Source organism: Nakamurella endophytica (genome assembly GCF_014646215.1).
GTDB classification, from domain to species: domain Bacteria; phylum Actinomycetota; class Actinomycetes; order Mycobacteriales; family Nakamurellaceae; genus Nakamurella; species Nakamurella endophytica.
Genome location: NZ_BMNA01000001.1, coordinates 509,679 through 533,673, shown reverse-complemented (window position 1 = coordinate 533,673; position 23,995 = coordinate 509,679). Strand labels below are relative to the sequence as shown.

At 75.2% G+C, this 23,995-nt stretch carries 20 protein-coding genes; 13 read left to right on the top strand and 7 right to left on the bottom strand.

Features of this window, described 5'->3' with window-relative positions:
- Nucleotides 1-9 precede the first annotated feature (9 nt).
- Entirely contained in the window at nucleotides 10-195 is a 186-nt protein-coding gene (locus IEY37_RS02300; RefSeq protein ID WP_188939855.1) for a hypothetical protein, read from the bottom strand.
- Between the two features lie 186 nt (nucleotides 196-381).
- On the opposite strand from IEY37_RS02300, the gene IEY37_RS02295 reads away from it, so the two are divergent.
- Nucleotides 382-1,206, top strand: coding sequence for an LLM class flavin-dependent oxidoreductase (locus IEY37_RS02295; RefSeq protein ID WP_188939854.1), 825 nt, complete (start codon nucleotides 382-384; stop codon nucleotides 1,204-1,206).
- 96 nt (nucleotides 1,207-1,302) lie between these two features.
- Nucleotides 1,303-3,540, top strand: a complete 2,238-nt coding sequence (locus IEY37_RS02290; RefSeq protein WP_188939853.1) for a heavy metal translocating P-type ATPase — start codon at nucleotides 1,303-1,305, stop codon at nucleotides 3,538-3,540.
- Nucleotides 3,541-3,558: 18 nt separating this feature from the next.
- Here the strand turns inward: IEY37_RS02290 and IEY37_RS02285 are convergent, their stop codons facing one another.
- Nucleotides 3,559-4,638: a glycosyltransferase family 2 protein gene (locus IEY37_RS02285; RefSeq protein WP_188939852.1), complete on the bottom strand. Its 1,080-nt coding sequence runs from the start codon at nucleotides 4,636-4,638 to the stop codon at nucleotides 3,559-3,561.
- Nucleotides 4,639-4,850: 212 nt separating this feature from the next.
- A complete protein-coding gene (locus IEY37_RS02280; protein ID WP_188939851.1) occupies nucleotides 4,851-5,732 on the bottom strand; it encodes a hypothetical protein in 882 nt (293 codons plus the stop codon).
- Between the two features lie 460 nt (nucleotides 5,733-6,192).
- On the opposite strand from IEY37_RS02280, the gene IEY37_RS02275 reads away from it, so the two are divergent.
- The gene (locus IEY37_RS02275; RefSeq protein WP_188939850.1) at nucleotides 6,193-7,302 is read left to right on the top strand and encodes a ScyD/ScyE family protein; all 1,110 of its coding nucleotides are present in this window, start codon (nucleotides 6,193-6,195) and stop codon (nucleotides 7,300-7,302) included.
- A gap of 116 nt (nucleotides 7,303-7,418) precedes the next feature.
- Here the strand turns inward: IEY37_RS02275 and IEY37_RS02270 are convergent, their stop codons facing one another.
- Complete coding sequence (locus IEY37_RS02270) at nucleotides 7,419-7,781, bottom strand: hypothetical protein (protein WP_188939849.1); 363 nt, start codon at nucleotides 7,779-7,781, stop codon at nucleotides 7,419-7,421.
- A 432-nt stretch (nucleotides 7,782-8,213) separates the two neighbouring features.
- Between IEY37_RS02270 and IEY37_RS02265 the strand changes: the two genes are divergently transcribed.
- Nucleotides 8,214-9,902 (top strand): glycoside hydrolase family 13 protein, encoded by a 1,689-nt coding sequence (locus tag IEY37_RS02265; protein WP_188939848.1) that lies wholly within the window; start codon nucleotides 8,214-8,216, stop codon nucleotides 9,900-9,902.
- A 14-nt stretch (nucleotides 9,903-9,916) separates the two neighbouring features.
- Nucleotides 9,917-11,347 carry a hypothetical protein gene (locus IEY37_RS02260; protein WP_188939847.1) on the top strand — a complete coding sequence of 477 codons (1,431 nt, stop codon included), beginning with the start codon at nucleotides 9,917-9,919 and terminating at the stop codon, nucleotides 11,345-11,347.
- A gap of 29 nt (nucleotides 11,348-11,376) precedes the next feature.
- On the opposite strand, the gene IEY37_RS02255 is transcribed toward IEY37_RS02260, so the two are convergent.
- A complete protein-coding gene (locus IEY37_RS02255) occupies nucleotides 11,377-12,531 on the bottom strand; it encodes a cytochrome P450 (protein WP_188939846.1) in 1,155 nt (384 codons plus the stop codon).
- Nucleotides 12,532-12,584: 53 nt separating this feature from the next.
- Entirely contained in the window at nucleotides 12,585-13,739 is a 1,155-nt protein-coding gene (locus tag IEY37_RS02250; RefSeq protein ID WP_188940162.1) for an acyl-CoA dehydrogenase family protein, read from the bottom strand.
- 221 nt (nucleotides 13,740-13,960) lie between these two features.
- Here IEY37_RS02250 and IEY37_RS02245 point away from each other — a divergent pair, with 221 nt between their 5' ends.
- The 3 genes from IEY37_RS02245 to mmuM are packed head-to-tail and all read left to right on the top strand — an operon-like array spanning nucleotide 13,961 to nucleotide 16,223.
- Nucleotides 13,961-14,464 (top strand): NUDIX hydrolase, encoded by a 504-nt coding sequence (locus tag IEY37_RS02245; RefSeq protein WP_188939845.1) that lies wholly within the window; start codon nucleotides 13,961-13,963, stop codon nucleotides 14,462-14,464.
- The gene (locus IEY37_RS02240) at nucleotides 14,461-15,282 is read left to right on the top strand and encodes an NTP transferase domain-containing protein (protein WP_188939844.1); all 822 of its coding nucleotides are present in this window, start codon (nucleotides 14,461-14,463) and stop codon (nucleotides 15,280-15,282) included. The genes IEY37_RS02245 and IEY37_RS02240 overlap by 4 nt, the downstream gene beginning before the upstream one ends.
- Nucleotides 15,283-15,308: 26 nt before the next feature.
- Nucleotides 15,309-16,223 carry a homocysteine S-methyltransferase gene (mmuM, locus tag IEY37_RS02235; protein WP_188939843.1) on the top strand — a complete coding sequence of 305 codons (915 nt, stop codon included), beginning with the start codon at nucleotides 15,309-15,311 and terminating at the stop codon, nucleotides 16,221-16,223.
- Here the strand turns inward: mmuM and IEY37_RS02230 are convergent.
- Entirely contained in the window at nucleotides 16,192-16,923 is a 732-nt protein-coding gene (locus IEY37_RS02230; protein WP_229673602.1) for a DUF998 domain-containing protein, read from the bottom strand. The two genes, mmuM and IEY37_RS02230, sit on opposite strands and share 32 nt — an antisense overlap.
- Before the next feature lie 144 nt (nucleotides 16,924-17,067).
- Here IEY37_RS02230 and IEY37_RS02225 point away from each other — a divergent pair, with 144 nt between their 5' ends.
- From IEY37_RS02225 to IEY37_RS02205, 5 genes are all read left to right on the top strand, one after another.
- Entirely contained in the window at nucleotides 17,068-17,436 is a 369-nt protein-coding gene (locus tag IEY37_RS02225; RefSeq protein ID WP_188939841.1) for a YidH family protein, read from the top strand.
- Nucleotides 17,433-17,858: a DUF202 domain-containing protein gene (locus tag IEY37_RS02220; protein WP_188939840.1), complete on the top strand. Its 426-nt coding sequence runs from the start codon at nucleotides 17,433-17,435 to the stop codon at nucleotides 17,856-17,858. The genes IEY37_RS02225 and IEY37_RS02220 overlap by 4 nt, the downstream gene beginning before the upstream one ends.
- Before the next feature lie 112 nt (nucleotides 17,859-17,970).
- On the top strand, nucleotides 17,971-19,011 hold the full coding sequence (locus IEY37_RS02215; RefSeq protein ID WP_188939839.1) for a DMT family transporter: 1,041 nt from the start codon (nucleotides 17,971-17,973) through the stop codon (nucleotides 19,009-19,011).
- A gap of 86 nt (nucleotides 19,012-19,097) precedes the next feature.
- Nucleotides 19,098-21,779: an MGH1-like glycoside hydrolase domain-containing protein gene (locus tag IEY37_RS02210; protein ID WP_188939838.1), complete on the top strand. Its 2,682-nt coding sequence runs from the start codon at nucleotides 19,098-19,100 to the stop codon at nucleotides 21,777-21,779.
- 303 nt (nucleotides 21,780-22,082) lie between these two features.
- Nucleotides 22,083-23,951, top strand: a complete 1,869-nt coding sequence (locus IEY37_RS02205) for a potassium transporter Kup (protein WP_188940161.1) — start codon at nucleotides 22,083-22,085, stop codon at nucleotides 23,949-23,951.
- Nucleotides 23,952-23,995 lie beyond the last annotated feature (44 nt).

Below are 23,995 nucleotides of genomic sequence, written 5' to 3'. Positions count from 1 at the left end.
ACGGGCTGGTCAGTCGGGCGCCCGGTCGCCCACGATTGCGGTACCGGCTCGTCGGTGCCGGACGGCGTCGGTTCCCTCGACGAAGCCTTGGTCGACGACGACCGGCCTACCCCTCAGCGGCTCGACCGGGTCGTTTCTCGTCAGGATCCCCTTCTCCGGGCCGGTCCCCATGGAGCCGACCAGCTCGTGGAACACCTGGCCCGGGATGGATCCTCACGGCGTCCTGATCGAATTCTTGATCGCCGCTGCCGCCGACTCCGACAGGCCCCTCGCAGCGAGCCATGATTTTCGGTGACGGACGCGTCCGATCCGGCCGGGCCTGTTCGTCGTAGGGGCAGCGGACCGGGGCGGTACCCGGGCCCACGGCGGAGGGGCGACGTCATGAGCGATCCACGGGTCACCGGCACCGAGCGGCCGTTCCGGTTCGGCGTCGTCGCGCCGGTGCGCACCGGCCTGCCGGAGTGGCGGGAGCAGGTGCGGCGCATCGCCGGCAGCGGGTACTCCACCGTCCTGATGCCGGACGTCCAGCAGTGGCAGCCGGCACCCGGACCGACGCTCGCGGTCGCCGCGACGATCACCGACCTGCGCGTCGGCACCTGGGTGTACGCGTCCCCGCTGCGCCCACCGCGGACCCTGGCGTGGGAGGCGCACTCGCTGTCGCTGCTGACCGAGGGCCGGTTCGAGATGGGCATCGGGACGGGAAGGCCGAGCCTCGCGGACGAGTTGCGGGAGTTCGGACAGCCGGTCCCGAGCGACCGGGTCGCCCAGCTGCGCGAGGCCGTCGCCACGCTGCGCGAGCTGGACGGCCCGGAACGGCACACCCCGGTCGCGATGGCCGTCCGTGGTGCCAGGGCACGGGCGGTGGCACTGGAGCTGGCCGACACCATCACCTTCCCCGCGTCCCCCGACGACTCCCGGGCGACCCTGCTGCGGCTGGCCGCCGAGGTCCGGGCGGCCAGGGACGTGGAGCTCGCCCTGCACGTACCCGTCGTCGGCGACACCGTCGCTGCCTTCATGGCTCCGCCGGGCACCGATCCCGCCGCGCTTCGGACCGTGGACTCGCTGCTCGTCCTGCCCGGCGACCCGTCGGCGGCCGTGGAGGAGCTGCTGCGGCGACGGGAGGAGGGCGGGTTCTCCTACGTCGTCGTGGGCGCCAGCGCCGCCGGCGTCCTCGCTCCGGTGGTCGCCGACCTGGCCGGACGCTGACACGGAGCCGCCCCGGGCAGCGGACGCCGCGGTCCGGGTCTGGCACCTGCATACCCCCCGGGGGTACAGTGGCCGGACGAGCGGAAGGAGCGACCCATGCCGACGTTCCACCAGCACGGAGCCGCCGGCGGCGGCACTCGTCCCGGGCCGGCGGGCACCGCCGCGGTGGCGGACCCGGTCTCGAGCACCGGATCGGTGCCCGGCGCGGAACGCGGTCAGCACGCCGGGCACCCGGCCGCCCACGGCGAGCGCGGCGGCCACGACCACGTCGGCGAGCACGCCGGCCATGCCAGGCACGGCGGCCATGCCGGGCACGGCGGCCATGTCGGGCACGGGGACCACGCGGCCGTCTTCCGGGAGCGCTTCTGGTGGTCGCTGGCGCTGGCCGTCCCGACCGTCCTGCTGTCGCACATGTTCGCCGACCTGCTCGGCTACGGGGTGCCGGCGTCGCTGACCTGGGTGTCCCCGGTGCTGGGGACCGCGGTGTTCGTCTACGGCGGGTGGCCGTTCCTCACCGGCGCCCTCGGCGAGATCCGAGCCCGCGCACCGGGGATGATGCTGCTCATCGCGCTCGCGATCACCGTCGCGTTCGTCGCGTCGGGGGCGACCTCGCTCGGCGTCGGCCACCTCGAGCTCGACTTCTGGTGGGAACTCGCCCTCCTCGTCGTGATCATGTTGCTCGGCCACTGGCTCGAGATGCGGGCGATCGGGCAGGCATCGGGGGCGCTGGACGCCCTGGCGCGGTTGCTGCCGGACCGGGCGGAGCGGGTGGATCCGGACGGCACGGTCCGGCCGGTCGAGCTGTCCGCCCTCGCGGTGGGCGACGTCGTGCTGGTGCGCTCGGGCGGCCGGGTGCCCGCGGACGGCGTCGTGGTGGACGGCCGCGCCCACCTGGACGAGTCCATGATCACCGGCGAGTCGCGGCCGGTGGTCCGGGATGTCGGTGACCGCGTGGTGGCAGGGACCGTCGCCGCCGACTCGGCGCTGCGGGTCCGCGTCGACGCCGTCGGCGAGGGCACCGCGCTGGCCGGTATCCGCAGGCTGGTCGAGCAGGCGCAGAACTCCCGGTCCCGCGCGCAGGCGCTCGCCGACCGCGCCGCCGCCGCGCTGTTCTGGTTCGCGAGCGCGGCCGGCGCGGTCACCTTCGCGGTCTGGCTGCTGCTCGGCGAGCCGCAGCAGGCGGTGGAGCGCACCGTCACCGTGCTCGTCATCGCCTGCCCCCACGCGCTCGGCCTGGCGATCCCGTTAGTCATCGCGCTGTCGACGGCCCTCTCGGCGCGGTCGGGGATCCTGGTCAAGGACCGGCTGGCACTGGAGCGGATGCGCACGGTCGACGTCGTGCTGTTCGACAAGACCGGGACGCTGACCGAGGGACGGCCCGCCGTCACCGGCGTCGCGACCGCCGGAGGGGACCCCGACGGCGAGACCGCTGATCCCGCATCGGGGTCGGAGAGTCGGCTGCTGGCCCTGGCCGCCGCCGCGGAGGCCGACAGCGAGCACCCGCTGGGCCGGGCCGTCGTCGCCGCCGCCCGCGAGCGCGGACCGGTGCCGTCCGCGACGGAGTTCCGGTCGGCGACCGGGCGCGGCGTGCAGGCCCGGGTGGCGGGGGAGCTGGTCGAGGTGGGCGGACCGGGGCTGCTGGCGGCCTCCGGAGCCGGCGTCTCGCCGGCGGTGCAGCGAGCGGTGTCGGCGTGGGAACGGGCGGGCAGCACGGTGCTGTACGTGCTGCGGTCCGGCCGCGTCGCCGGTGCCCTCGCGGTGGCGGACCGGGTCCGTCCGGAGTCCGCGGCGGCGGTCGCGGAGCTGCGCCGCCACGGTGTCCGCACGGCGATGGTCACCGGGGACGCCCGCTCGGTGGCGGACGCCGTGGCCGGCCGGCTCGGCATCGAGGAGGTCTTCGCGCAGGTGCTGCCGGCCGAGAAGGCATCGGTGGTGCAAGGTCTGCAGGCGCGCGGGCACCGGGTCGCGATGGTGGGCGACGGCGTCAACGACGCCCCCGCCCTGGCGGGCGCCGACGTGGGCATCGCGATCGGCGCCGGCACCGACGTGGCGGTCGAGTCGGCGGGCGTGGTGCTGGCCTCGGACGACCCGCGGTCGGTGCTCGGGGTGGTCACCCTGTCGCGCGCCGCCTACCGCAAGATGTGGCAGAACCTGGTCTGGGCGACGGGCTACAACGTCCTCGCCGTGCCGCTGGCGGCGGGTGTGCTGGCACCGGTCGGGTTCGTGCTGGCACCGGCCGTGGGGGCGGTGCTGATGAGCGTGTCGACCGTGGTCGTGGCACTCAACGCGCAACTGCTGCGGCGGCTGGACCTGCGGCCGGCTGCCGATCGTTGAGCGGCCGCCGGGAGGCCGTCAGGCGGCCGGGTTCTCGGCCGGGTCGTCCGCGGCGGCGGCCGGCGCGGCGGCGGGAGGGGCCGGCGGCGCGGCCGCCGGCGACCCGCCCGACCGGCGGTGCAGCGGGTCGATGCGGTTGAACAGCGGGCGGCGCTGGGCGAACCGGTCACGGTCCAGCACGGACAGCTGGGCGTCCAGCGCGCGGTCCATCGGGCTGCGGCGACGCAGCACCCACGGCAGGCCTCGCACGGCCATCGCGACGCCGCGCCACCAGTCCCGGTTCTTCGGGCTGTCGGCCAGGATGAACAGCGTCCACGCCGCGGCACTGCGGAACCGCCGGTGCAGCCAGGCGTTCCAGAGGGTGTTCCGCATGCCGAAGGCCCGCATCCGCGGTGCGTTGGCCACGCTGGGGTGGTGCCGCATGACGACCTCCGGCACGTACCGCATGTGCCACCCGGTCCTGGCCCACTTGAACGACAGCGTCTCCTCCTCGCCGCCCATGAAGAACACCGGCTCGTACCCCCCGGCCTCCAGGTAGGCGGACCGGCGGACCACCGACGCGCCGGCCATGAAGCTGAGCAGCACGGCGCCGGGGATACCGGCCGTGTCGGCCAGCGGGCTGCGGGACATGATCGTCGAGATCGGGTCCACCCTGGCCTCGTCGCGGATCAGGATGCGCGCGTTGACCAGGGCCAGCCGGGGGTGCCGGTCGAGCAGGTCGGCGGCGACGACCAAGCCGTCCCGGTCGTACCAGCCGTCGTCGTCGCAGAACGCCAGGTACGGGGTGGCGGCTCGCTCGGCGCCGGCGTTGCGGGCGGCGGCCCCGATGTTCTCCGGCAGCGGCACCACCTCGAGGCCGGGCCGGGCCCGCAGCACGTCGACGGTGCCGTCGGCCGAGGCGTTGTCGACCGCGACGACCGGGACGCCGAGCGCGGTCAGCTCGTCGAGCACCCGGCCCAGCCGGTGCGCGCAGTTGTAGGTCAGCAGCACGACGGTGACCCGCTCCGCGAGCCCGTCGTCCCCGGGCGCCACCGTGGGCGGGGACGGGACGGCGGCGACGCCTTCCGTCCGCTGCACGGGAGTGCCCGGCTCCGCCACGGTCCCGTCCCTCCGTCCCTCGGCACCGCTGGCGCGGCGCGGTGCGCACCGTAGCAAGGTGCCCCGGCGGGCCCGCGTCACACCGGCAGCGCTGGCGGGACCGGGGTGGCAGGCGGGCGGGCCGCCGCCCCGGCCGGAGCCGCGGACACCGGCGTGGGCAGGTCCGGCCGGAGCCGGAGCCTGCCCACGTCGGCTGGACGGGAGGGGAGCCGTCAGCAGGTGACGGTGATGAAGAACGGGTAGTCGGTGGGCGACTCGCGGTGGGTGGTGGCGTCCAGGGTCCACAGGTAGACGCTGATGGTGTTGGGCGTGGTGGAGCTGGACAGGCCGACCGAGGCGTACCGGTAGATGTTGTAGGTGGACACCTGCGGCGAGCACTGGCGCGCCGGGCGGTCGAGAGTGATGTAGTACGAACCGGTTCCGGGGTGGCTGGTGCCGACGATCCGCGTGGTGCCGCCGAGCTGCGTGCCGTCGGAGCCGATCAGGCCCTGCGCCTGCGGGATGTAGTAGCCCTGCACGTCGATGGCGACGTTGACCGCCGGGCCGACGTTGCGGACCCGCAGCGCCGGCTCGAACAGCGGCCGGATGCTCAGCGTCATGCCGCTGCTCACCGCGCCGGCCGTCTTGACGTAGTTCAGCACCGACGAGTTCGGTTCCGCGGCGCCCTCGGGGTAGGCCTTGAGGTACCCGCCGCCCGCCGGGTTGATCACCACGGTGGTCGCGGCGATCGCGGTCGCTCCGCTGGGGATGCCGCAGCCGCCGGCCTTGCCGCCCTGGGGTGCGAAGCCGGTGGTGCCGGAGACCCGGAAGGCCCGGCTGACGCCGGCACCCAGAGCTCCTCCGCCGCTGCGGGTGTCGACGATGCGACACGGTGTGAGGGGTCGGTACACCGTCTCGGGCGCGGCCTGCGGGCCGGGATCCGCGGCCACCATCGGCTGCATGCCGATGCCCGCGCCGGCGGGAGCCGCCGGCGGCGCCTGCTGCACGGACGGGGATGCCGACGCGGCGGCGGGTGCGGACGCCGATGCGGAGCCGACACCGAGACCGATCGCGGCGACGGCCGCGACGGCGAGGGTGACGCGGGCCAGGTGCATGAGGGTGGTTCCTCTCTGGGTGCCGTCGACGCGACGGCGGGCGTGGACAGGTGCTCGGCGGCAGCCACCCGGGCGGGCGGGCAGGTGCGGCCGGGGCGGGGTCCGCGGCGCCGACGCGCCGCGGGCCGTCCCGCGGTGCGGGACCGGCGGATCGCGATCGGCCAGAGGATGCCGGACCGGGGGCGGCTGATACAGGGGTGACCGGCGTGTCGACCTTCGCGGGACCGGCAGGTATCCGACGCACCCCCGCCCGGTCGACCGCCCTGCGGCGGGATCGCCGGAAAGCGGACGGAACCTGCTCGACAGCAACAGATCTCCGGACCTCCGCCCGACGGTCACGGCTCGTCACGACGCGACCACGGTCGCGGATCCACCACCCGACACCCTTTACACGGTGTCCGTTTTGTTGCAGTGTGTCGGACGCCGCGACGAGGCGGCGTACCGGACGCGAGGAGCGGACATGGTGTGGTGCAGGTCGATCCTGGTGGCGGGAGCCGCCGTCGCTGCGACGGTCACCGTCGCGGCGCTACCGGCCGAGGCGGCGGCACCGGCACGGCACGCACCACCGTTGACGGTGACGAAGACGCTGTCGTCTGCGTTCGCGCTGCCGTTGCAGTTCGCCGTCTCCGGTCGCAAGGTCTACGTCGCCGACTCGGGCACCTCGACGCTGAACCTGATCGGTGCGGCCGCACCGATCGCGACCGGCCCCAGCCCGGCGTCCGGTGGCGACGTGGCCGGCGTCGACGTCGACGCGCGCACCGGCGCCGTCGCCTACACCACGAGCACCGGCGACCACTCGTCGACGAAACTGACCGTGCTGCAACGGGGCCGGACACCGGTCGTCGCCGATCTGTCGAAGTTCGAGCGCACCCGCAACCCCGACGGGCGCACCTTCTACGGCACCCGCAACCCGACACCGTGCCAGGTCGAGGCGCTCCAGGCGCTCGAGTTGGAGCCGTCGTACCACGGGCTTGTCGACTCGCACCCGTACGCCGTCGCCTCGCTCGGGCACGGGTCCTGGGCGGTCGCGGACGCCGGCGGCAACGACATCGTGAAGGTCGACGCCCACGGCCGCCCGTCGCTGCTGGCCGTGCTGCCGGCCCAGCCGTTCACCGTCAGCGCGGCGTTCGCGAAGGCCAACGGGCTGCCGGACTGCCTGGTGGGTCTGACGTACCGGTTCGAGCCGGTGCCCACGGACGTCGAGGTGGGCCCACACGGCGACCTGTACGTCACGACGCTGCCGGGCGGCGGTGAGGCTCCGGGCGGCAACCCCGGCAGCGTCTACCGGATCGATCGGCACGGACACGTGCAGCGGGTGGCGACGGGCTTCGCCGGAGCGACGAACCTGGCGATCGGTCCGCACGGCACCGTGTACGTCGCCGAGCTGGGGAGCGGCACCATCTCCCAGGTGCTCTGCAACGGCAGGCACCAGACCGTGGCCACCCTCCCCGGCGTGGTGGCAGTGGAGTGGGCGAACGGCCACCTGTACGCCAGCACGGCACCGGCGGTGACCGGAGCGCAGGCGCCCGGCACGGTGGTGCAGCTCGGTCGGGCCGCACCGCGGAGCTGACCCCGGCCGGGACCGGACGGCCGCACCGGACCGGCCGGCACGACGCACGGTCGTGCCGGCCGGTCGTGGGCGACTGCGGAGCCGGTGCGGCGCCGTGTCGGGGCTGGTCCGCCGGATCAGCGGCAGGCGGCGCTGCTCTGCTGCCAGCGGAACACGGCGGCCTGCTGCCGGCCCATGGCCTCGAACGCGGCGCGGTCCGCCCAGGCCTGGCGCGACCGGGCGTTGGGCGCCCAGGTGGCCCGCACCTGGCTCTCGTAGGCCCTGACCCACCCGGCGATCACCAGCTTGGCGTCGGCGACCGCTGCGGCGCAGGAGCTCTGCTCGTAGGACACGGTCTGCACGGAGGGCTGCCCGGGGACCGCGGCGGCGGGCGCGTGGCCCGCGAGGACGGCCGTGGCGACGGCGCCGAAGGCGGCAGCCGTGACGAGCGAGGTGGCGCGGCGGAGGGCGGGACGGACGGCGGACGGGCGAACGGGCATGGCGGGCCTCTCCCGGGGGGACCGGTACGGAGCGGGTGGGGTGGTTGCCGGTGAGACCCGTTGCGCCGCAACGCTGCGGCGGTGTCGGGCGGTGCCGTCGGGGTGGAACGGCCTCACGGTAGGGCGCGCCACGCCGGGTCGATGTCCGACCCTCCAGACCGTGTTCGGACTGTGACCTGTCGGTGACCGGCCGTCCACCTGGGAGGCCGGACACGGGCTCCGGCGGGCGCGGACCGGCCGGAGCCTAGGGTGGACGGCGCGTCGTCCACCCCCCGGGGTCGTCGCGGGACGGCGCCGGCCCGGCACGACCCCCGTACCGGACCCGCCGGTCCCGCCGCGTCGTGTGACGCAGCCGGGGCCGCCCCGGGGCAACCCGGTCCGGGCGGCGGCGTCCCCGGGCGAGCAGCCCCCGTCCCGCAGCCAAGGAGCACCGTGGTCCAGCCCGACAGCACCGTCCTCACCGACGGTCGCCCGTCCTCGCCCGACGCCACCTGGTGGCGGCAGGCGGTCGTCTACCAGATCTACCCGCGCAGCTTCGCGGACGTGGACGGCGACGGACTCGGTGACCTGGCCGGCATCACGTCCCGCGTGCCGTACCTGCGGGACCTCGGCGTGCAGGCCGTGTGGCTGAGCCCGTTCTACCCGTCGGCGCTGGCCGACGGCGGCTACGACGTCGACGACTACCGCGACGTGGACCCCCGGCTCGGATCGCTGGACGACTTCGACGCCATGGTCGCCGCGCTGCACGACGCCGGCATCAAGGTGGTCGTCGACATCGTCCCCAACCACTCCTCGGACCGGCACTCCTGGTTCCGCGAGGCCCTCGTCTCGCCGCCCGGGTCCCCGGAGCGCGACCGGTACATCTTCCGGGACGGCCAGGGGCCCGACGGCTCCGTGCCGCCGTCCGACTGGGAGTCGCTGTTCGGCGGGCCGGCATGGGAGCGGGTCGCCGACGGCCAGTGGTACCTGCACATGTTCGCCCGCGAGCAGCCGGACCTGAACTGGGACAACGCCGACGTCCGCGCGGACTTCCTGCGCACCCTGCGGTTCTGGTCGGACCGCGGCGTGGACGGCTTCCGGGTCGACGTGGCGCACGGGCTCGCCAAGGACCTGACGCCGCCGCTGGCGGGCACCCTGCTGCCCGACGAGCCGCTGGCCGGCGGGAACCATCCGCTGTGGGACCGCGACGAGGTGCACGACATCTACCGCGAGTGGCGCTCGGTGTTCGACGAGTACGACCCGCCGCGGACCGCCGTCGCCGAGGCCTGGGTGCACGACCTGCGCCGGGCCCGGTACGCCAGCCCGGAGGGGTTGGGGCAGGCCTTCAACTTCGACCTGCTCGAGGCGGCCTGGGATGCGGGCGCGTTCCGCGCGGTGATCGCGCACAACCTGGCGCATGCCGAGCAGTCCGGGGCGTCCTCGACGTGGGTGCTGTCCAACCACGACGTCGTCCGGCACGCCACCCGCTACGGCCTTCCGGAGGTCGACGGCCTGCCGACCAAGGAGGTCGCCCGGCGGTGGCTGCTCACCGACGGCACCGAGCCGGCCGTCGACGTGGACCGCGGCCTGCGCCGGGCCCGGGCCGCGACGCTGCTCATGCTCGCGCTGCCCGGCTCGGCCTACCTCTACCAGGGGGAGGAGCTGGGCCTGGCCGAGGTGCCGGACCTGCCCGCGGCCGCTCGCGAGGACCCGATCTACTTCCGCACCGGCGGCGCCGAGCGCGGGCGCGACGGGTGCCGGGTGCCGTTGCCGTGGCAGGCGCGGGCCGAGGGCGGCGAGTCCTTCGGCTTCGGCCCGGGTCCGGCGCACCTGCCGCAGCCGGCGTGGTTCGACCGCTATGCCGTGGACGCCGAGCTGGCGGATCCCGCCTCCACGCTCCGCCTATACCGGCAGGCCCTGGCGCTGCGCCGCCAGCTGCAGGGCGCGGAGTCCCTGGAGTGGCTCGAGTCCGGCAATCCGGACGTGCTGGCCTTCGCCCGCCCGGGCGGCTGGCAGTGCTGGACCAACTTCGGCCCCCGGCCGGTCACGGTGCCGGCCGACCTGCGGGCCGGGCTGGTGCTGGGCAGCGGCGTGGTGGACGATGATCAGCTGCCGCCCGAGACGACCGTCTGGATCGCCTGACCCGAGGACCCGACATGACAGGTGCCCCGCCGCCCGCCCCGGGCGCCGGGACACCCGCCACGGTCGCCGGCGACCCGGGGCCGGACGCTCCGGTCGACCGTGTGGTCGACGGTGCCCACCCGCAGCGGCGCCCGGACCGCGGGGCGCGGCCGGTCGACCGGTGGGCCACGGCCGCCCGCCGGCAGTGGGCCACCGCCGCCGTCTTCGCGGTCGCGCTGGCCGCCTACCAGCTGCGCATCCCGGGCGTGGTGCGGACCACCCTGTACGCCGAGGACGGGCGGGAGTTCGTCGGCGACTGGCTGGGGCGCGCCGGCCCCTGGGTGCTGTTCCAGCCCTACGCCGGCTACCAGCACGTCGTCCCGCGGCTGCTGGCGCTGGTGACCCGCGGGCTGGCCCCGGTGTCCTGGTGGCCGGCGGTGCTGTCCGCGCTGGCCGGCGTCACGGTCGCGGCGACGTGCGCGGCGGTGTTCCGGCTGAGCGCCCGGTTCCTGGCACTGCCGGCCGCCCGGTGGCTGGTGGCGCTGGTGCCGGTCCTCGTCCCGCTCGCCGGGCTCGAGGCGATCGGTGACGTCGCGAACCTGCACTGGTTCGCGCTGTACCTCCTGCCGTGGTGCCTGCTGGCCGGGCCCGGGTCGCGGGTGGCGCAGGCCGGGCTGTTCCTCGCTGCGGCGGGCGCGGCGCTGACCGAGGTGCAGTCCGTGGTGCTGGCCCCGCTCGTCGCGCTGCTGGTCTGGCGACGCCTGCGCGGCGGCCGCTGGGCGCCGGGCAACCCCGCGGCCGTCGCCGGTTGGGCCCTCGGTGCCGCGGCGCAGCTGGCCACCGTGCTGCTGTCCCGGGCGGCGCGCCCGGCGGACCTGCACGACCTGCTGTCCGGCGTCGACGGGTACGCGCTGAACGCGGCGGTGTCGACCGTGGCGGCCGGCGACCCGTCCCGGGTGGTCGCCGCGGCCGGGTGGCCGGCCGTCTGGGCGCTGGTGCTCGTCGTGTGGGCAGCGGCGGCAGCGGCCGCCGCCCGTCGACCGGCGGTGCGGTTGCTGCTGGCGACGCTGGTGCTGTGCTCGGCGGCCAGCTGGGCGCTGGGGTTCTTCCTCAACCTGCACGCCGCCTTCGACTACCACCGGCTCGACCCGGCGCTCGGGCTGCCGCTGGTCCGGTGGGGGACCGCCGCCGCGTTGCTGCTCGCCGCGACGGTGCCGGTCGCCGCGGACGTCGTCGCCCGGCTGCGCCCGGCCCTGGCCCTGCCGGTGTCCGTCGCGCTCGCGGCCCTGGCGACGGTCATGGTGATCGGGTCGGCCGTCGGCGTGCCCGGGGAGACCGCACCGTCGTGGGAGCGCCAGGTGGACCGGGCCACTGCCCGGTGCGCCGCCGGTGGCGTCCGGGTGGTGCCGGTCCCGACCTACCCGGCCGGCTGGCGGGTCGTGCTGCCCTGCAGCCTGCTCCGCTGACCAGCAGGACCGGGCGCCGGGAGCGGGGTTCAGCCGAGCAGCACCGGCACGGCGAGCGGCTTGCGGAACACGAAGCCCTGCACGGGCGGCAGCGGACCGGCGGCGCGGATGCCGGGAAACCGCTCGAGCAGCAGGGTCAGCGCCAGCGTCGTCTGCAGCGTGGTCAGGTGCACGCCGAGGCAGTAGTGCGGGCCGATGGCGAAGGACAGGTGCTGGTCCGCGTTCTCCCGGTGGATGTCGAAGGTGTCGGGGTCGTCGAACACCGCCGGATCCCGGTTGGCGGCCGACAGCGACACGACGACGAGGTCGCCGGCCCGAACCGCGGCGCCGGCCAGCTCGACGTCGGCGGTGGCGTACCGGTCCACCCGGGTCGCCGCGGGTTCCAGTCGCAGCGACTCCTGCACGGCGCCGGGCAGCAGCGCCGGGTCGGCGGCCACCGCGCGCAGCGCGTCGGGGTGGGAGAGCAGGTGGTGCGCCGCGATGGCCGTCATGCTCTCCGCCGTGTCGACGCCGCCGAACAGCAGCACCGCGACGTCGGCGGCCAGGACGGCCGGGTCACCGCCGGCCGCGGCGGCGTCGGAGAGCACCGACCCGCTCGCCGGCTCGGACAGTGCGTGCGCCACGTGGTGGCGGATCCCGGCCATCGCCCGCAGCGCCGCGGCCGGCGGCTCGCCGCCGCGGGTGACCTCGTCGACACCGGCGACCATCGCCCGGTACCAGTCGAGCACCTGACCGACCTCGAGCCCGGACAGCCCCAGCGCCTGCGCCATGGCCGCGGTGGCCAGCGGGGCGGCCAGGCCGGTCCGCAGGTCCGGCTCCGCCGCCTCGGCGAGATCGTCCAGCAGGCGGTCGATCTCCTGGCGGAGCGCCTCGGTGAACCGGTCGCGGACCGCGACCGGGCGGAAGCCGTCCGCCCACGGCCGCCGGTGTGCGGTGTGGGCGGCACCGTCGGTGGACAGCATGCTGGCGCCGACGATGCGCGACGTGGAGAAGCGCGGGTCGTCCACGGTGAAGGAGCGGGCGTCCCGCATGACGGCGGCGGCCGCCGCCCGGGTCACCGTGACCCAGCCGTCGATCTCGGGGACCCACACCACCTCGCCCAGCTCGCGCAGCCGCGCCCAGACCGGGTGCGGGTCCGCGGTGAGCAGGTCGAGCGGGACGTGCGCCTGCGGGGTCCGGTTCACCGGGACGAGTCTGCCCGTCCCGCAGCCGGCCGCAGGACGGGCCGGCCCCGCGATCACCGCCGCCCGACGATGTCCCGCCCGATGATCGTCTTCATGATCTCGGTCGTGCCGCCGTAGATGGTCTGCACCCGGGCGTCGACGTACGCCCGCGCGATCGGGTACTCGGCCATGTACCCGTACCCGCCGAACAGCTGCAGACACCGGTCCACCAGGCGCTTCTGGAACTCGGTCGTCCACCACTTGACCTTGGCCGCGTCCACCGCCGTCAGGTCGCCGGCGTTGTACGCCCGGACGGCGTCGTCGACGTAGCCCCCGGTCACCTCCAGCTCGGTGGTCAGCTCGGCGAGGGTGAACCGGATCGTCTGCTGGTCGGCGAGCGGGATGCCGAACGCCCGGCGCTGCTGGACGTACCCGACCGTCCAGTCCAGCGCCGACCGCGCCGCGCCGATCGCGCCGACGGCGATCGACAGTCGTTCTAAAGGCAGGTGTGTCATCAGGTACCGCAAGCCGTGGTGCGGGTCGCCGAGCACGTTGGCGGCCGGCACCCGGACGTCGTCGAAGAACAGCTCGGCGGTGTCCTGGGCCACCATGCCGATCTTGTCCAGCTTGCGGCCGCGGGTGAAGCCGGGCATGTCGCGCTCCACGACGAACAGCCCGACGGACGGCCGGTCCTGGGCGTCGGAGGTGCGCGCCGCGGTCACCACCAGGTCCGCGTTGATGCCGTTGGAGATGAACGTCTTCGCGCCGCTGAGCACCCAGTCCTCGCCGTCGCGGCGGGCGGTGGTGGTGATGCCGCGGAGATCGCTGCCGGCGCCCGGCTCGGACATGGCGATCGCCCCGATGAGCTCGCCCTGGCACATGCCGGGCAGCCAGCGCAGCCGCTGCTCCGCGTCGGCGTGCTCCAGCAGGTACGGCAGCACGATGTCGTCCTGCAGCGCGAAGCTGAGGTTCAGCGCCGTCGCGCCGACGGCCGTGAGCTCGTCGTTGACGACGCAGCGGTACCGGTAGTCCCGGGTCCCGCCGCCGCCGTGGGCCTCGTCCACGGCGAGCCCGAGCAGGCCCTGCTTGCCGGCGGCCCGCCAGACGTCCCGGTCGATCAGCCGGTCGGCGTCCCAGCGGGCGAGGTTGTCGGTGACCTCGCGGCGCACGAACTCGCGCACCACGTCACGGAACGCCTCGTGCTCGTCCTCGTACAGAGGTGGGGTGATGGCCACGGGGACGACCTCTCGGCAAGGCGCGGCACGGCGGTGGGGCGACCCGACCAGGATAAGTGAACGGCGGCTCACCGGGCGGTGCCCCGGGCCGGCGTGCCGCTGGTGGGCCGACGGTGCCCGCCGGTCGACGGTGCCGGCGGTGCTGCGCCACCCGGTCGCGGCGGCCGGGTGCTTGACTGGCACACCCGATACCGACCGAGAGAGGGACAGCGCCGATGGCCACTGGAGGCACTGCAGCGGCTCGCGCGACCGCCACGGCCCGCAGGGCGGCGCACCGCGCCTTCGGGCTGCTCCCGCCGCGGGTCCGCCGGGCCGTCGTCGGCGTCGTGACGCCGTCGTTCACCGTCGGGGCGCTCGCCGTGGTGCACGACGGCCCGCGCATCCTGTTCGTCACCCAGGCGCACCGCTCCGGGTTCGCCCTGCCCGGCGGGCTGCTCGGCCGGCGGGAAGCCGCCCGCGCCGCGCTGCTCCGCGAGCTCCGTGAGGAGATCGGCTGGACCGACCCGACCGGCGTGGCCCCCTCGCCGGACACCGCGCACATCGACCCGCTCCGCCGGCGCGTCGACCTGGTGTGGCTGCTGCCGCGGCCGGCCGGCAGCGTCACCGTGCAGCACGGCCCGGACGTGCTGGAGCACCGCTGGTGCACCGCCGACGACCCGGGGTTGACGCCGCAGACCCGGGAGATCCTGGCCGGCGTCGCCGACCGGCTGCCGGGATGAGCCCGGCCGCACCCGGGGCGGGCGGCGACCTGGCCGGGGTGGTGCTGGCCGCCGGCCGGGGCAGCCGGATGCGGCCGCTCACCGACCGCGTGCCCAAGCCGCTGCTGACCGTGGGCGACCGGTCGCTGCTCGAGCTGGCGCTGGCCAGGGTCGCGGCGCTCACCCCGTCGCTGGCGGTCAACGCCCACCACCTGGCCGGGCAGATCGACGAGGCGGCCCGCGCCCTGCACCCCGGCGTCCACGTGTCGCACGAGCGGGAGGCCCTGCTGGGCACGGCCGGCGCGCTGCACCGGCTGCGGGACTGGATCGGCGGGCGGCCGGTCGTCGTCGCCAACAGCGACATGTGGCTGGCCCGGCCGGTGCCGAACGCCCTGCTGGAGGGCTGGGACGGCCGCCGGGTCCGGTTGCTCACCGAGGACGTCGGGCGCCCGGCGGACTTCGGCACCCACCGCTACATGGGCGTCTGCCTGCTCCCGGGGCCGGTCGCCGCGGCGCTCACCGGCGAGCCGTCGGGTCTGTACGCCGCGGTGTGGCGGGACGCCGCGGCCGCCGGGGAGCTCGACCTCGTCCCGGCCGCCGGCGGCGGCTTCGACTGCGGCACCGCCGCGGAGTTCGTCACCGCCAATCTGCAGGCCACCGGCCGCCGGGCCGTCGTCGCGCCGGACGCCGAGGTCGAGGGGACGGTCGACCTGGCCGTGGTGCTGGCCGGTGGTCGGGTCACGGCGGGCGAGCACCTGGTGGCGGCGGTGCGGGACCGGTGGGGACAGACGCTGCCCGCGGACCCGGCGGCGATCGAGGTGCCGGCGGCGGCCGGCTGACCGGGCGCGCAGGTACGGTCGCGGCGGTGCAGACGTCGCGGTTCGCCGCCGCCCTGGCCGCCGGCCCGGTGCCGCTGGACGGAGGCCTGGCGACGCTGCTGGAGGCGCACGGCCACGACCTGTCCTCCAGCCTCTGGTCGGCGCGGCTGCTGCTGGACGACCCGCAGGCGCTCGTCAGCGCCCACCGCGAGTTCTTCGCCGCCGGCGCCCGGGTCGCGACCACGGCGTCGTACCAGGTCAGCGTGTCGGGGTTCGAGGCGGCCGGGCTGTCGGCCGAGCTGGCCGACCGGGCCCTGCGCCGCAGCGTCGAACTCGCCGCCGAGGCCCGCGCGGCGGCCGACCGCCCCGAGCTGCTGTTCGTCGCCGCGTCGCTCGGTCCGTACGGGGCGACCCTGGCCGACGGGTCGGAGTACCGCGGGGACTACGGGCTCGACGTCCGCCGGTTGCGGGACTGGCACGCGCCCCGGTTCGAGACGCTCGCGGCCGCCGGCGCGGACGTGCTGGCCGTGGAGACCGTCCCGTGCCTGGCCGAGGTGGAAGCACTCTGCCGGCTGCTGGCCGGGTCGGGCGTCCCCGCGTGGCTGTCGGTGACGGCGGCCGGTGGCCGCACCCGGGCGGGGGAGCCGGTGGAGGCGGCGTTCGAGCTGGCCCGGGACGTCGACGAGATCGTCGCCGTCGGCGTCAACTGCCTGGACCCGGCGGAGGTGCCGGAGCTGCTCGCACTGGCGCGCGACCGGTCCGGCAAGCCGGGCGTGGCCTACCCGAACAGCGGGGAGACCTGGGACGGGGTGGCGCGGAGCTGGCGCGGGTCCGGCGACTTGGATGTGGCGCAGGTGCCGCGATGGCTGGCGGCCGGGGCGTGCGCGGTGGGCGGCTGCTGCCGGGTCGGACCGGACGGCATCCGGGCGATCAGCCGGCTGCTGGCCGCGGATCCGGGGTGACCGGTCGCCGCCGCAGGGCGTCGACCCCGACCACGATCACCGCAGCGACCTCGCTGGCCGCCATGCCGCGCTCCACCAGCCCGAGCGGGACGGCCTGCCACCACGGCAGCCCGCTGACCGACCGCGTCGCGATGGCCACCGCGATGGGCAGGAACCAGGCCAGGCCGAGGACGGCCAGCCCGCACCCCCAGCGGGCCAGCGCCGAGCCGGCCCGCGCCCGCCGCCACTGCAGGAGCAGCACGGCGAAGGGCAGCACGAGGAACGCCACCAGGCTCGCCATCCGGTGCACCGTGCCGCTGGTGCTCGGCCCGACCGCCCAGTTGTGCTTGGGGAAGACCACCAGGACGAGCAGGGCGACGATCCACACCGCGCCGAACACCAGCCCGGTCCGCGACGCCGAGCGGAACCGGCCGAGCTGGGCGGCGAGGACGGCTGCCGACCCCGCGGCGAGGGCGACCACGCCGAGGTTGAACGCCCAGGACAGCGACGACAACCCGTACTCGCTGATGGTCCGGCGGACCGGCGAGATGGCCGAGGTCGGCGGGACCACATGCAGCGTCAGGACGGTCACGACGCAGAGCACGGTGAGCGCGATGCCGGTGCCGGCCAGCGCCCGCACCGGGGCCGACGGGGGCGCGGCCGCCGCGGTGCCGGTGCCGGTCCCGGCTTCCGCCACGGTGCGGTCGTTGACGTCGGTCACCGTCAGCCCCTCTCCGCCGCCGCCCCGCCACCGGCCGGCCCTGCCGACCACGGTACGGACGCGGCCCGTGCCGCCGGTGTGTGCGCCGGCCCGACCGAGCCGCCCCGGTAGCGTGCCCGGCATGCACCGGGACGGCGGCCAGCGGTGACCCGGCTCCGCCGACGGTTTCCCGCCCGGGTCTACGAGGTCGGGGACGAGCCGGACCCGCGGTTCTCGCTGGCCAACGAGCGGACCTTCCTGGCGTGGATCCGCACCGCACTGGCCCTGACGGCCGGCGGCGTGGCGCTGGAGGCGCTGGGTCTCGGCCTGCAGCCGGGCCTGCGGCTGGCGGCGTCGGTGGTGCTCGTCGTCGCCGGCACCGCCTGCCCGCTGCAGGCCTGGGTGGGCTGGATGCGCACCGAGCGCGCGCTCCGGCAGAACCGGCCCCTGCCCAGCCCGATGCTGTCCCTGCCGATCGGCATCGCCGTCGTCGTGGTCGGCGTCCTGCTGCTGCTGGCGATCGCGTTCCGGTGACCGGCGGCCGGTCGCCCGAGGAGCCCACGGCAGAGGCCGGGCACGGCGCCGGCGCCGGCCGGGCCGCCGACCACCCGTTCGACCGCGGACTGCAGCCGGAACGAACCGCGCTGGCCTGGCGGCGCACCGCCCTGGCCCTCACGGTCGGCGCGCTCGCCGGCCTGCGCATCCTGCCGCAGCTGTTCGGGACGTGGGCCGTGATCGCGGCCGGTGCGGGCGTCGTGCTGTCCGTCGCCGTGCTGGTGGCGGCGCACCGCCGGTACCGGGCGTCGCACCGGGGGCTCACGGCGGGGCGGCTCGGCAGCTCGCTGCCGGACGGCGTCCTGCCCGCGGTGACCGCAGGGCTGGCGCTCGCGGCCGCCCTGGCGGGGATCGCGGTGGCGGTGGCGGCCGCGGGCGCCGGCGGGCTCCTGCACCGCTGAACGGGGCACGGCACCCGGCGGAGGCGACCGGCTGTCGGTGTGCTGGCCTAGCGTCCCGATGGAGCCGCACGGAGGGCGTGGCGGGAGCGGTCAGGACGGGAACGGAGGCGGCATGTCTCGGCGGGGCTGGCTGCTTTTCGTCCTGCTTTCGGTGCTGTGGGGCCTGCCGTACCCGTTGATCCGGGTCGCCGTCGAGGACCTGCCGCCCTCGACGGTGGTGTTCGCCCGGGTGGTGTTGGCCACTGTGCTGCTGGTGCCGGTGTGCGTGATCCGCGGCTGGACGGCCACGGTCGGGCCGGTGCTGCGGCACTGGCGGCCGCTGCTGCTGTACACGGCGGTGGAGATCGCCGCGCCGTGGCTGCTGCTCACCCGTGCGGAGCGCGAGCTGTCCAGTTCGCTGGCCGGGATCCTGGTCGCCTGCACCTCGCTGGTGGCCGCGGTGCTCGCGCGGGTGGTGGCCGGCCGGTCGGGCCCGGTGCCGGCGGCCGACCGGCTGGACCGCTGGCGGGTGACCGGCCTGCTCGTCGGCTTCGCCGGGGTGCTGATCCTGCTCGGGCTCGACGTCGGGCACGTCGCGCCCGGTCCGATGGTCGAGGTCCTCGGCGTGGTGCTCTGCTACGCCGTCGGTCCGATGATCCTGGCCCGGCGGCTCTCGCACCTGCCCGGACTGGGCGTCGTCACCGTGTCGGTCGCGCTGACCGCGCTCGGCTACCTCCCGGCCGTGCTCGCCGGTCCCGCCGTCCCGTGGGGCCGGGTCGACGCCGGCGCGGTCTGGTCGCTGGTCGGCCTCGGTGCCCTGTGCACGGCGCTGGCGTTCATGGTCTTCTTCGAACTCGTCGCGGAGGCCGGCCCGGCCCGGGCGGTGGTGATCACCTACGTCAACCCCGCTGTCGCGCTCGTGCTCGGGATCACCGTGCTGTCCGAACCGCTGACCACCGGGATCGTCGTGGGCTTCCCGCTCATCCTGCTCGGCTGCATCCTGGGCGCGCGCCGCACCCGGGCGAGGGCCGGCGTCCCCGACGGGCCGGACATCGCCACCGGCCCGCCGGCCGACGGTCCCGCGCTGGCGGCCGACGCCGCGGCCGGCGGGGCAGCGTCGGGGTCGGCCGCGGGACGTCCCGGCCGGTCGGCGACCGCGGCGGTCGATCCGTGAGGCCGCCGGGCGTAGCCGCTGCGCGACAGCACCCGGTCACCGCGGAATCACGCACCGGGACGGCGGCTGCGTGCCACAGTGTCGGCATGACGAGCGGCCGTCCCCAGCCCAGGACCTCCGCACCGCCCACAGCGGAGCACACCCGGCTGGCCGAGTCGCCGTCCTCGGCCGACCCGTGGCGGCTGTGGGGTCCGTACCTGTCGGGCCGGCAGTGGGGCACCGTGCGCGAGGACTACTCCGCCGACGGCGACGCCTGGTCCTACCTGCCGTTCGAGCAGGCGCACGCCCGGGCCTACCGCTGGGGTGAGGACGGGCTCGGCGGCATCTGCGACCGGTTCGGGTTCCTCAACTTCTCCGTGGCGCTGTGGAACGGCCGCGACCCCGTCCTCAAGGAGCGGCTGTACGGCCTGACCAACGGCCAGGGCAACCACGGCGAGGACGTCAAGGAGTACTGGTGGCCGCTCGACGGCACCCCGACGCACTCGTTCCTGCGGTGGCTCTACCGCTACCCGCAGGCGGAGTACCCGTACGCCCGGCTGCGGGAGGAGAACGCCCGGCGCGGCCGGGACCAGCGCGAGTTCGAGCTGGCCGACACCGGGGTGCTGGACGGCAACCGCTTCTTCGACGTCGTGGTCGAGTACGCCAAGGCGGCGCCGGACGACCTGTGCATCCGCATCGACGCGACCAACCACGGCCCCGACCCGGCGGACCTGCACCTGGTCCCGCAGATCTGGTACCGCAACACCTGGTCCTGGGGGCTGGACGACCGGACGCCGGAGCTGGAGCCGCTGGATCCGGGCGACGTGGTCGGGGACATGCGCGCCGTGGTGTGCCGGCACGAGTTCCTCGGCCGCTACACGCTCAGCGCGCAGGGCCGGCCCGAGGTCCTGGTGTGCGACAACGAGAGCAACGACCGGCTGCTGTTCGGGACCGCGACCAACCCGGCGCGGCGCACCAAGGACGGCATCAATCAGCGCATCGTGCACGGCGACACCGATGCCGTGGCCACCGAGGGCACCGGCACCAAGGCCGGGTTCTGGTACCGGTTCGACGCGGTGCCCCCCGGCGCGACCGTGTCGGTGCGGCTGCGGCTGTCCACCGCCGAGCCGGACGAGAACACCTTCGGTGCCGGCTTCCACGCCGTCTTCGGCGACCGCGCGGCCGAGGCGGACGAGTTCTACGGGGCGGTGCTGCCGGCCGGGTTGACCGACGACCGGCGCGCGGTCGCCCGCCGCGCCTACGCCGGGCTGCTGTGGGGCAAGCAGCTCTACCGCTACGACGTGCACCGCTGGCTGCAGGGCGACCCGGCGCAGCCGCCGCCGCCGGACCAGCGCCGGCAGCCGTCCGGCCGGAACACCTCCTGGGAGCACCTGAGCCTGGCCGACGTGATCAGCATGCCGGACGAGTGGGAGTACCCCTGGTTCGCCTCCTGGGACCTGGCGTTCCACTGCGTCGCGCTGTCGCACGTGGACCCGGCCTTCGCCAAGGAGCAGCTGCTGCTGCTGGCCCGGGAGTGGGCCATGCACCCGGACGGCCAGCTGCCCGCGTACGAGTGGGCCTTCGGCGACGTCAACCCGCCCGTCCACGCCTGGGCCGCCTGGCACGTGTACCAGGCCGACGGTGCCTGGGACACCGACTTCCTGGTCCGCATCGGTACCAAGATGCTGCTCAACTTCGCCTGGTGGGTGAACCGCAAGGACGCCGACGGGTCGAACCTGTTCGAGGGCGGCTTCCTCGGCATGGACAACATCGGCCTGTTCAACCGGTCCGCCCCGCTGCCGGCCGGGTTCCGGCTGGAGCAGTCCGACGCCACCAGCTGGATGGCGTTCTTCTGCCTGCAGATGCTGCGGATCTGCGTCGAGGCGGCGCACCGGGTGCCCGCCTTCGACGAGCTGGCCACCAAGTTCCTGGAGCACTTCCTGTCCATCGCGCACGCCATGCGCAGCTTCGGCTCGCAGGACGTCGCGCTGTGGGACGAGGAGGACGGCTTCTTCTACGACGTGCTCGTGCACCCGGACGGCGGCTCCCAGCGGCTCCGGGTCCGGTCGATGGTCGGCCTGCTCCCGCTGCTGGCCGTCGCGGTGCTGCCGGAGCGGACCGCCGAGCTGCCGGACTTCAGCAGCCGGCTGGCCTGGCTCCGGCGACGACGCCCGGAGCTGCTGGACGGGCTGGTCACCGACGCCGAGCACGGCGGCCGGGTGATGCTGTCGCTGCTGCTCGGCGACGCCCTGCCGCGGCTGCTCGCCCGGATGTTCGACGAGCAGGAGTTCCTGTCCGTCGCCGGCATCCGGTCGCTGTCCGCGGCGTACTCCACGCCGTACACCACCGAGGTCGACGGCCGGTCGATGACCATCGACTACGAACCCGGCGAGTCGCGCAGCGGGCTGTTCGGCGGCAACTCCAACTGGCGCGGGCCGGTGTGGTTCCCGGTGAACGTCCTGCTGGCCGACGCGCTGCGGGCGCACGGCAACTACCTGGGCGACGACTTCCGGGTCGAGGTGCCCACCGGGTCGGGCAACCGGGTCACCCTGGCGGAGGCCGCCGACCTGATCGACCAGCGACTGGTCTCGCTGTTCCTCCCCGGACCGGACGGGCGCCGGCCCAGCGACGGCCACCGCATCGAGTCGTCCCCGGACCCGCTCTGGGCGGCTCACCCGACCTTCAGCGAGTACTTCGACGGCGACACCGGCGAGGGGCTCGGCGCCACGCACCAGACCGGCTGGACCGCGCTGGTCGCCGACCTGCTCCAGGGACCCGACGGCCGCTGACGCCGCCACCCCACGTCCCTGCGCGGCGTGCCGTGGGAACCGGTACACGCAGCGTCATCGTCATGCACACTGTGCGTCATGACCAGCACTGCGGGAACCGGGTCGGCAGCGGGCGGCCCGGCCGCGTCGGGGGCGTCCGGCCGTTCAGTGCCGGCCGGTTCGGTGCCGCGCGCGGCAGAACCGCGGAGAGCGGTGTCGCGAGCAGCGCGCAGGCGGGCCGGCGGCCCCGCCTCGAGCGGCGGCGCTGCCGGCGCTGCCCGTGCTGCCCGTGGGTCCGACCATCCCGCGGTGCACCGCGGCGGGATGGCCGGCCTCGCGCTGGGCGCGATCGGCGTCGTCTTCGGGGACATCGGCACCAGCCCGCTCTACGCGCTGCAGACGGTCTTCTCCATCGACGACAACGCGGTCAAGCCCACGGTCGGCGACGTCTACGGCGTCATCTCGCTGGTCTTCTGGGCGATCACCATCGTGGTGTCCGTCAAGTACGTGGCCTTCATCCTGCGGGCCGACAACGACGGCGAGGGCGGGATCATGGCGCTCGCCGCGCTGATCCGGGACCGGCTGCGGCCCCGCAGCCGGCGGGTGGCGGTGGCCATGCTGCTCGGCGTCATCGGCGCGTCGCTGTTCTACGGCGACAGCCTGATCACCCCGGCGATCTCCGTGCTCTCGGCCGTCGAGGGCATCGAGGTGGTGGAACCGCACGCGGCGGACGTCGTCCTCCCGGTGGGCCTGCTCATCGTCATCGGCCTGTTCCTGGTCCAGCGCCTGGGCACGCACCGGATCGGCCGGCTGTTCGGGCCGATCATGGTGGTGTGGTTCCTGGTGCTGGCCGTCCTCGGGCTGCCGCACATCATCGCCCGGCCCGGCATCCTGCGCGGGTTGTCGCCGACCTACGCGGTCGGGTTCGTGGCCGACCACCCGTTCACCGCGTTCATCGCCATGGGCGCCGTGGTGCTGTCCATCACCGGGGCCGAGGCGCTCTACGCGGACATGGGCCACTTCGGCCGCCGGCCGATCCGGATGTCGTGGTTCTTCCTGGTCTTCCCGGCGCTGATCGTCAACTACCTGGGTCAGGGCGCGCTGATCCTGGACCAGCCGCGGTCGATCTCGAACCCCTTCTACATCATGGCGCCCGGCTGGGCGCGGCTGCCGCTGGTGGTGCTGGCCACCATGGCCACGGTCATCGCGTCGCAGGCCGTCATCTCCGGTGCCTTCTCGGTGTCCCGGCAGGCGGTGCGGCTGGGGTTCCTGCCGCACCTGACCGTCCGGCACACCTCGCAGCAGGAGAGCGGGCAGATCTACGTGCCCGCGGTGAACTGGCTGCTGTTCACCGGGGTGATCATCCTGATGCTGCTGTTCCGCTCGTCGAACCGGCTGGCGACCGCGTACGGCCTGGCGGTCACCGGGACCCTGCTGCTGACCACCACGCTATTCCTGATCCTCGCCGGGTCGGCCTGGCGCTGGCCGGTCTGGCGGCTGGTGGTCATCGGCGTCGTGTTCGGCGGGCTGGAACTCGTCTTCTTCGCGGCGAACCTGAGCAAGGTGGTGCACGGCGGCTGGCTGCCGCTGCTCATCGCCGTCGTCGTGGTCACCCTGATGACCACCTGGGAGCGCGGCCGCCGGCTGATCACCGCGCGGCGCATCGAGGCCGAGGGATCGCTGCCGGACTTCGTGGAGCGCATCCGCGAGAGCGGCATCCCGCGGGTGCCCGGGATCGCGGTGTTCCCGCACCCCGGCAAGGAGACGACACCGCTGGCCCTGCGGGCGAACACCGAGTTCAACCACACCTTGCACGAGCACGTGGTGATCGTGTCGCTGCAACCGCAGAACGTGCCCTACTACACCGGCGAGGACCGGATCACCGTCGACGACCTCAAGTACGCCGACGACGGAATCGTGCACGTGTCGGTGCGCGTCGGCTTCCAGGACGACCAGGACATCCCCGCGGTGCTGCGCGAGGTCACCGGGCGCAGCTCGGAACTCGACTTCGCCGAGGACCAGGCCTACTACTTCCTGTCCCGGATCGGCGTGGAGACCGGGACGCAGCCGGGGCTGGCCGCCTGGCGCAAGCGGCTCTTCGTCGCGCTGGCCCACAACGCCGCCAGCCCGGCCGCCTCTTTCCGGCTGCCGGAGGAGCGGACCGTCGTCATGGGGTCCCGGATCAGCCTGTGACGGGTGCGCCGCCGCGCACGCCGGACAGGCGGGCGCCGCGGGCG

What these genes read in the sequence shown, in the direction of transcription:
- IEY37_RS02295 (WP_188939854.1), top strand. Translation starts at nt 382, where the DNA reads ATGAGCGATCCACGGGTCACCGGCACCGAGCGGCCGTTCCGGTTCGGC.
- IEY37_RS02290 (WP_188939853.1), top strand. Translation starts at nt 1,303, where the DNA reads ATGCCGACGTTCCACCAGCACGGAGCCGCCGGCGGCGGCACTCGTCCC.
- IEY37_RS02280 (WP_188939851.1), bottom strand. Translation starts at nt 5,732, where the DNA reads ATGCACCTGGCCCGCGTCACCCTCGCCGTCGCGGCCGTCGCCGCGATC.
- IEY37_RS02275 (WP_188939850.1), top strand. Translation starts at nt 6,193, where the DNA reads ATGGTGTGGTGCAGGTCGATCCTGGTGGCGGGAGCCGCCGTCGCTGCG.
- IEY37_RS02270 (WP_188939849.1), bottom strand. Translation starts at nt 7,781, where the DNA reads ATGCCCGTTCGCCCGTCCGCCGTCCGTCCCGCCCTCCGCCGCGCCACC.
- IEY37_RS02260 (WP_188939847.1), top strand. Translation starts at nt 9,917, where the DNA reads ATGACAGGTGCCCCGCCGCCCGCCCCGGGCGCCGGGACACCCGCCACG.
- IEY37_RS02245 (WP_188939845.1), top strand. Translation starts at nt 13,961, where the DNA reads ATGGCCACTGGAGGCACTGCAGCGGCTCGCGCGACCGCCACGGCCCGC.
- IEY37_RS02240 (WP_188939844.1), top strand. Translation starts at nt 14,461, where the DNA reads ATGAGCCCGGCCGCACCCGGGGCGGGCGGCGACCTGGCCGGGGTGGTG.
- IEY37_RS02215 (WP_188939839.1), top strand. Translation starts at nt 17,971, where the DNA reads ATGTCTCGGCGGGGCTGGCTGCTTTTCGTCCTGCTTTCGGTGCTGTGG.
- IEY37_RS02210 (WP_188939838.1), top strand. Translation starts at nt 19,098, where the DNA reads ATGACGAGCGGCCGTCCCCAGCCCAGGACCTCCGCACCGCCCACAGCG.
- IEY37_RS02205 (WP_188940161.1), top strand. Translation starts at nt 22,083, where the DNA reads ATGGCCGGCCTCGCGCTGGGCGCGATCGGCGTCGTCTTCGGGGACATC.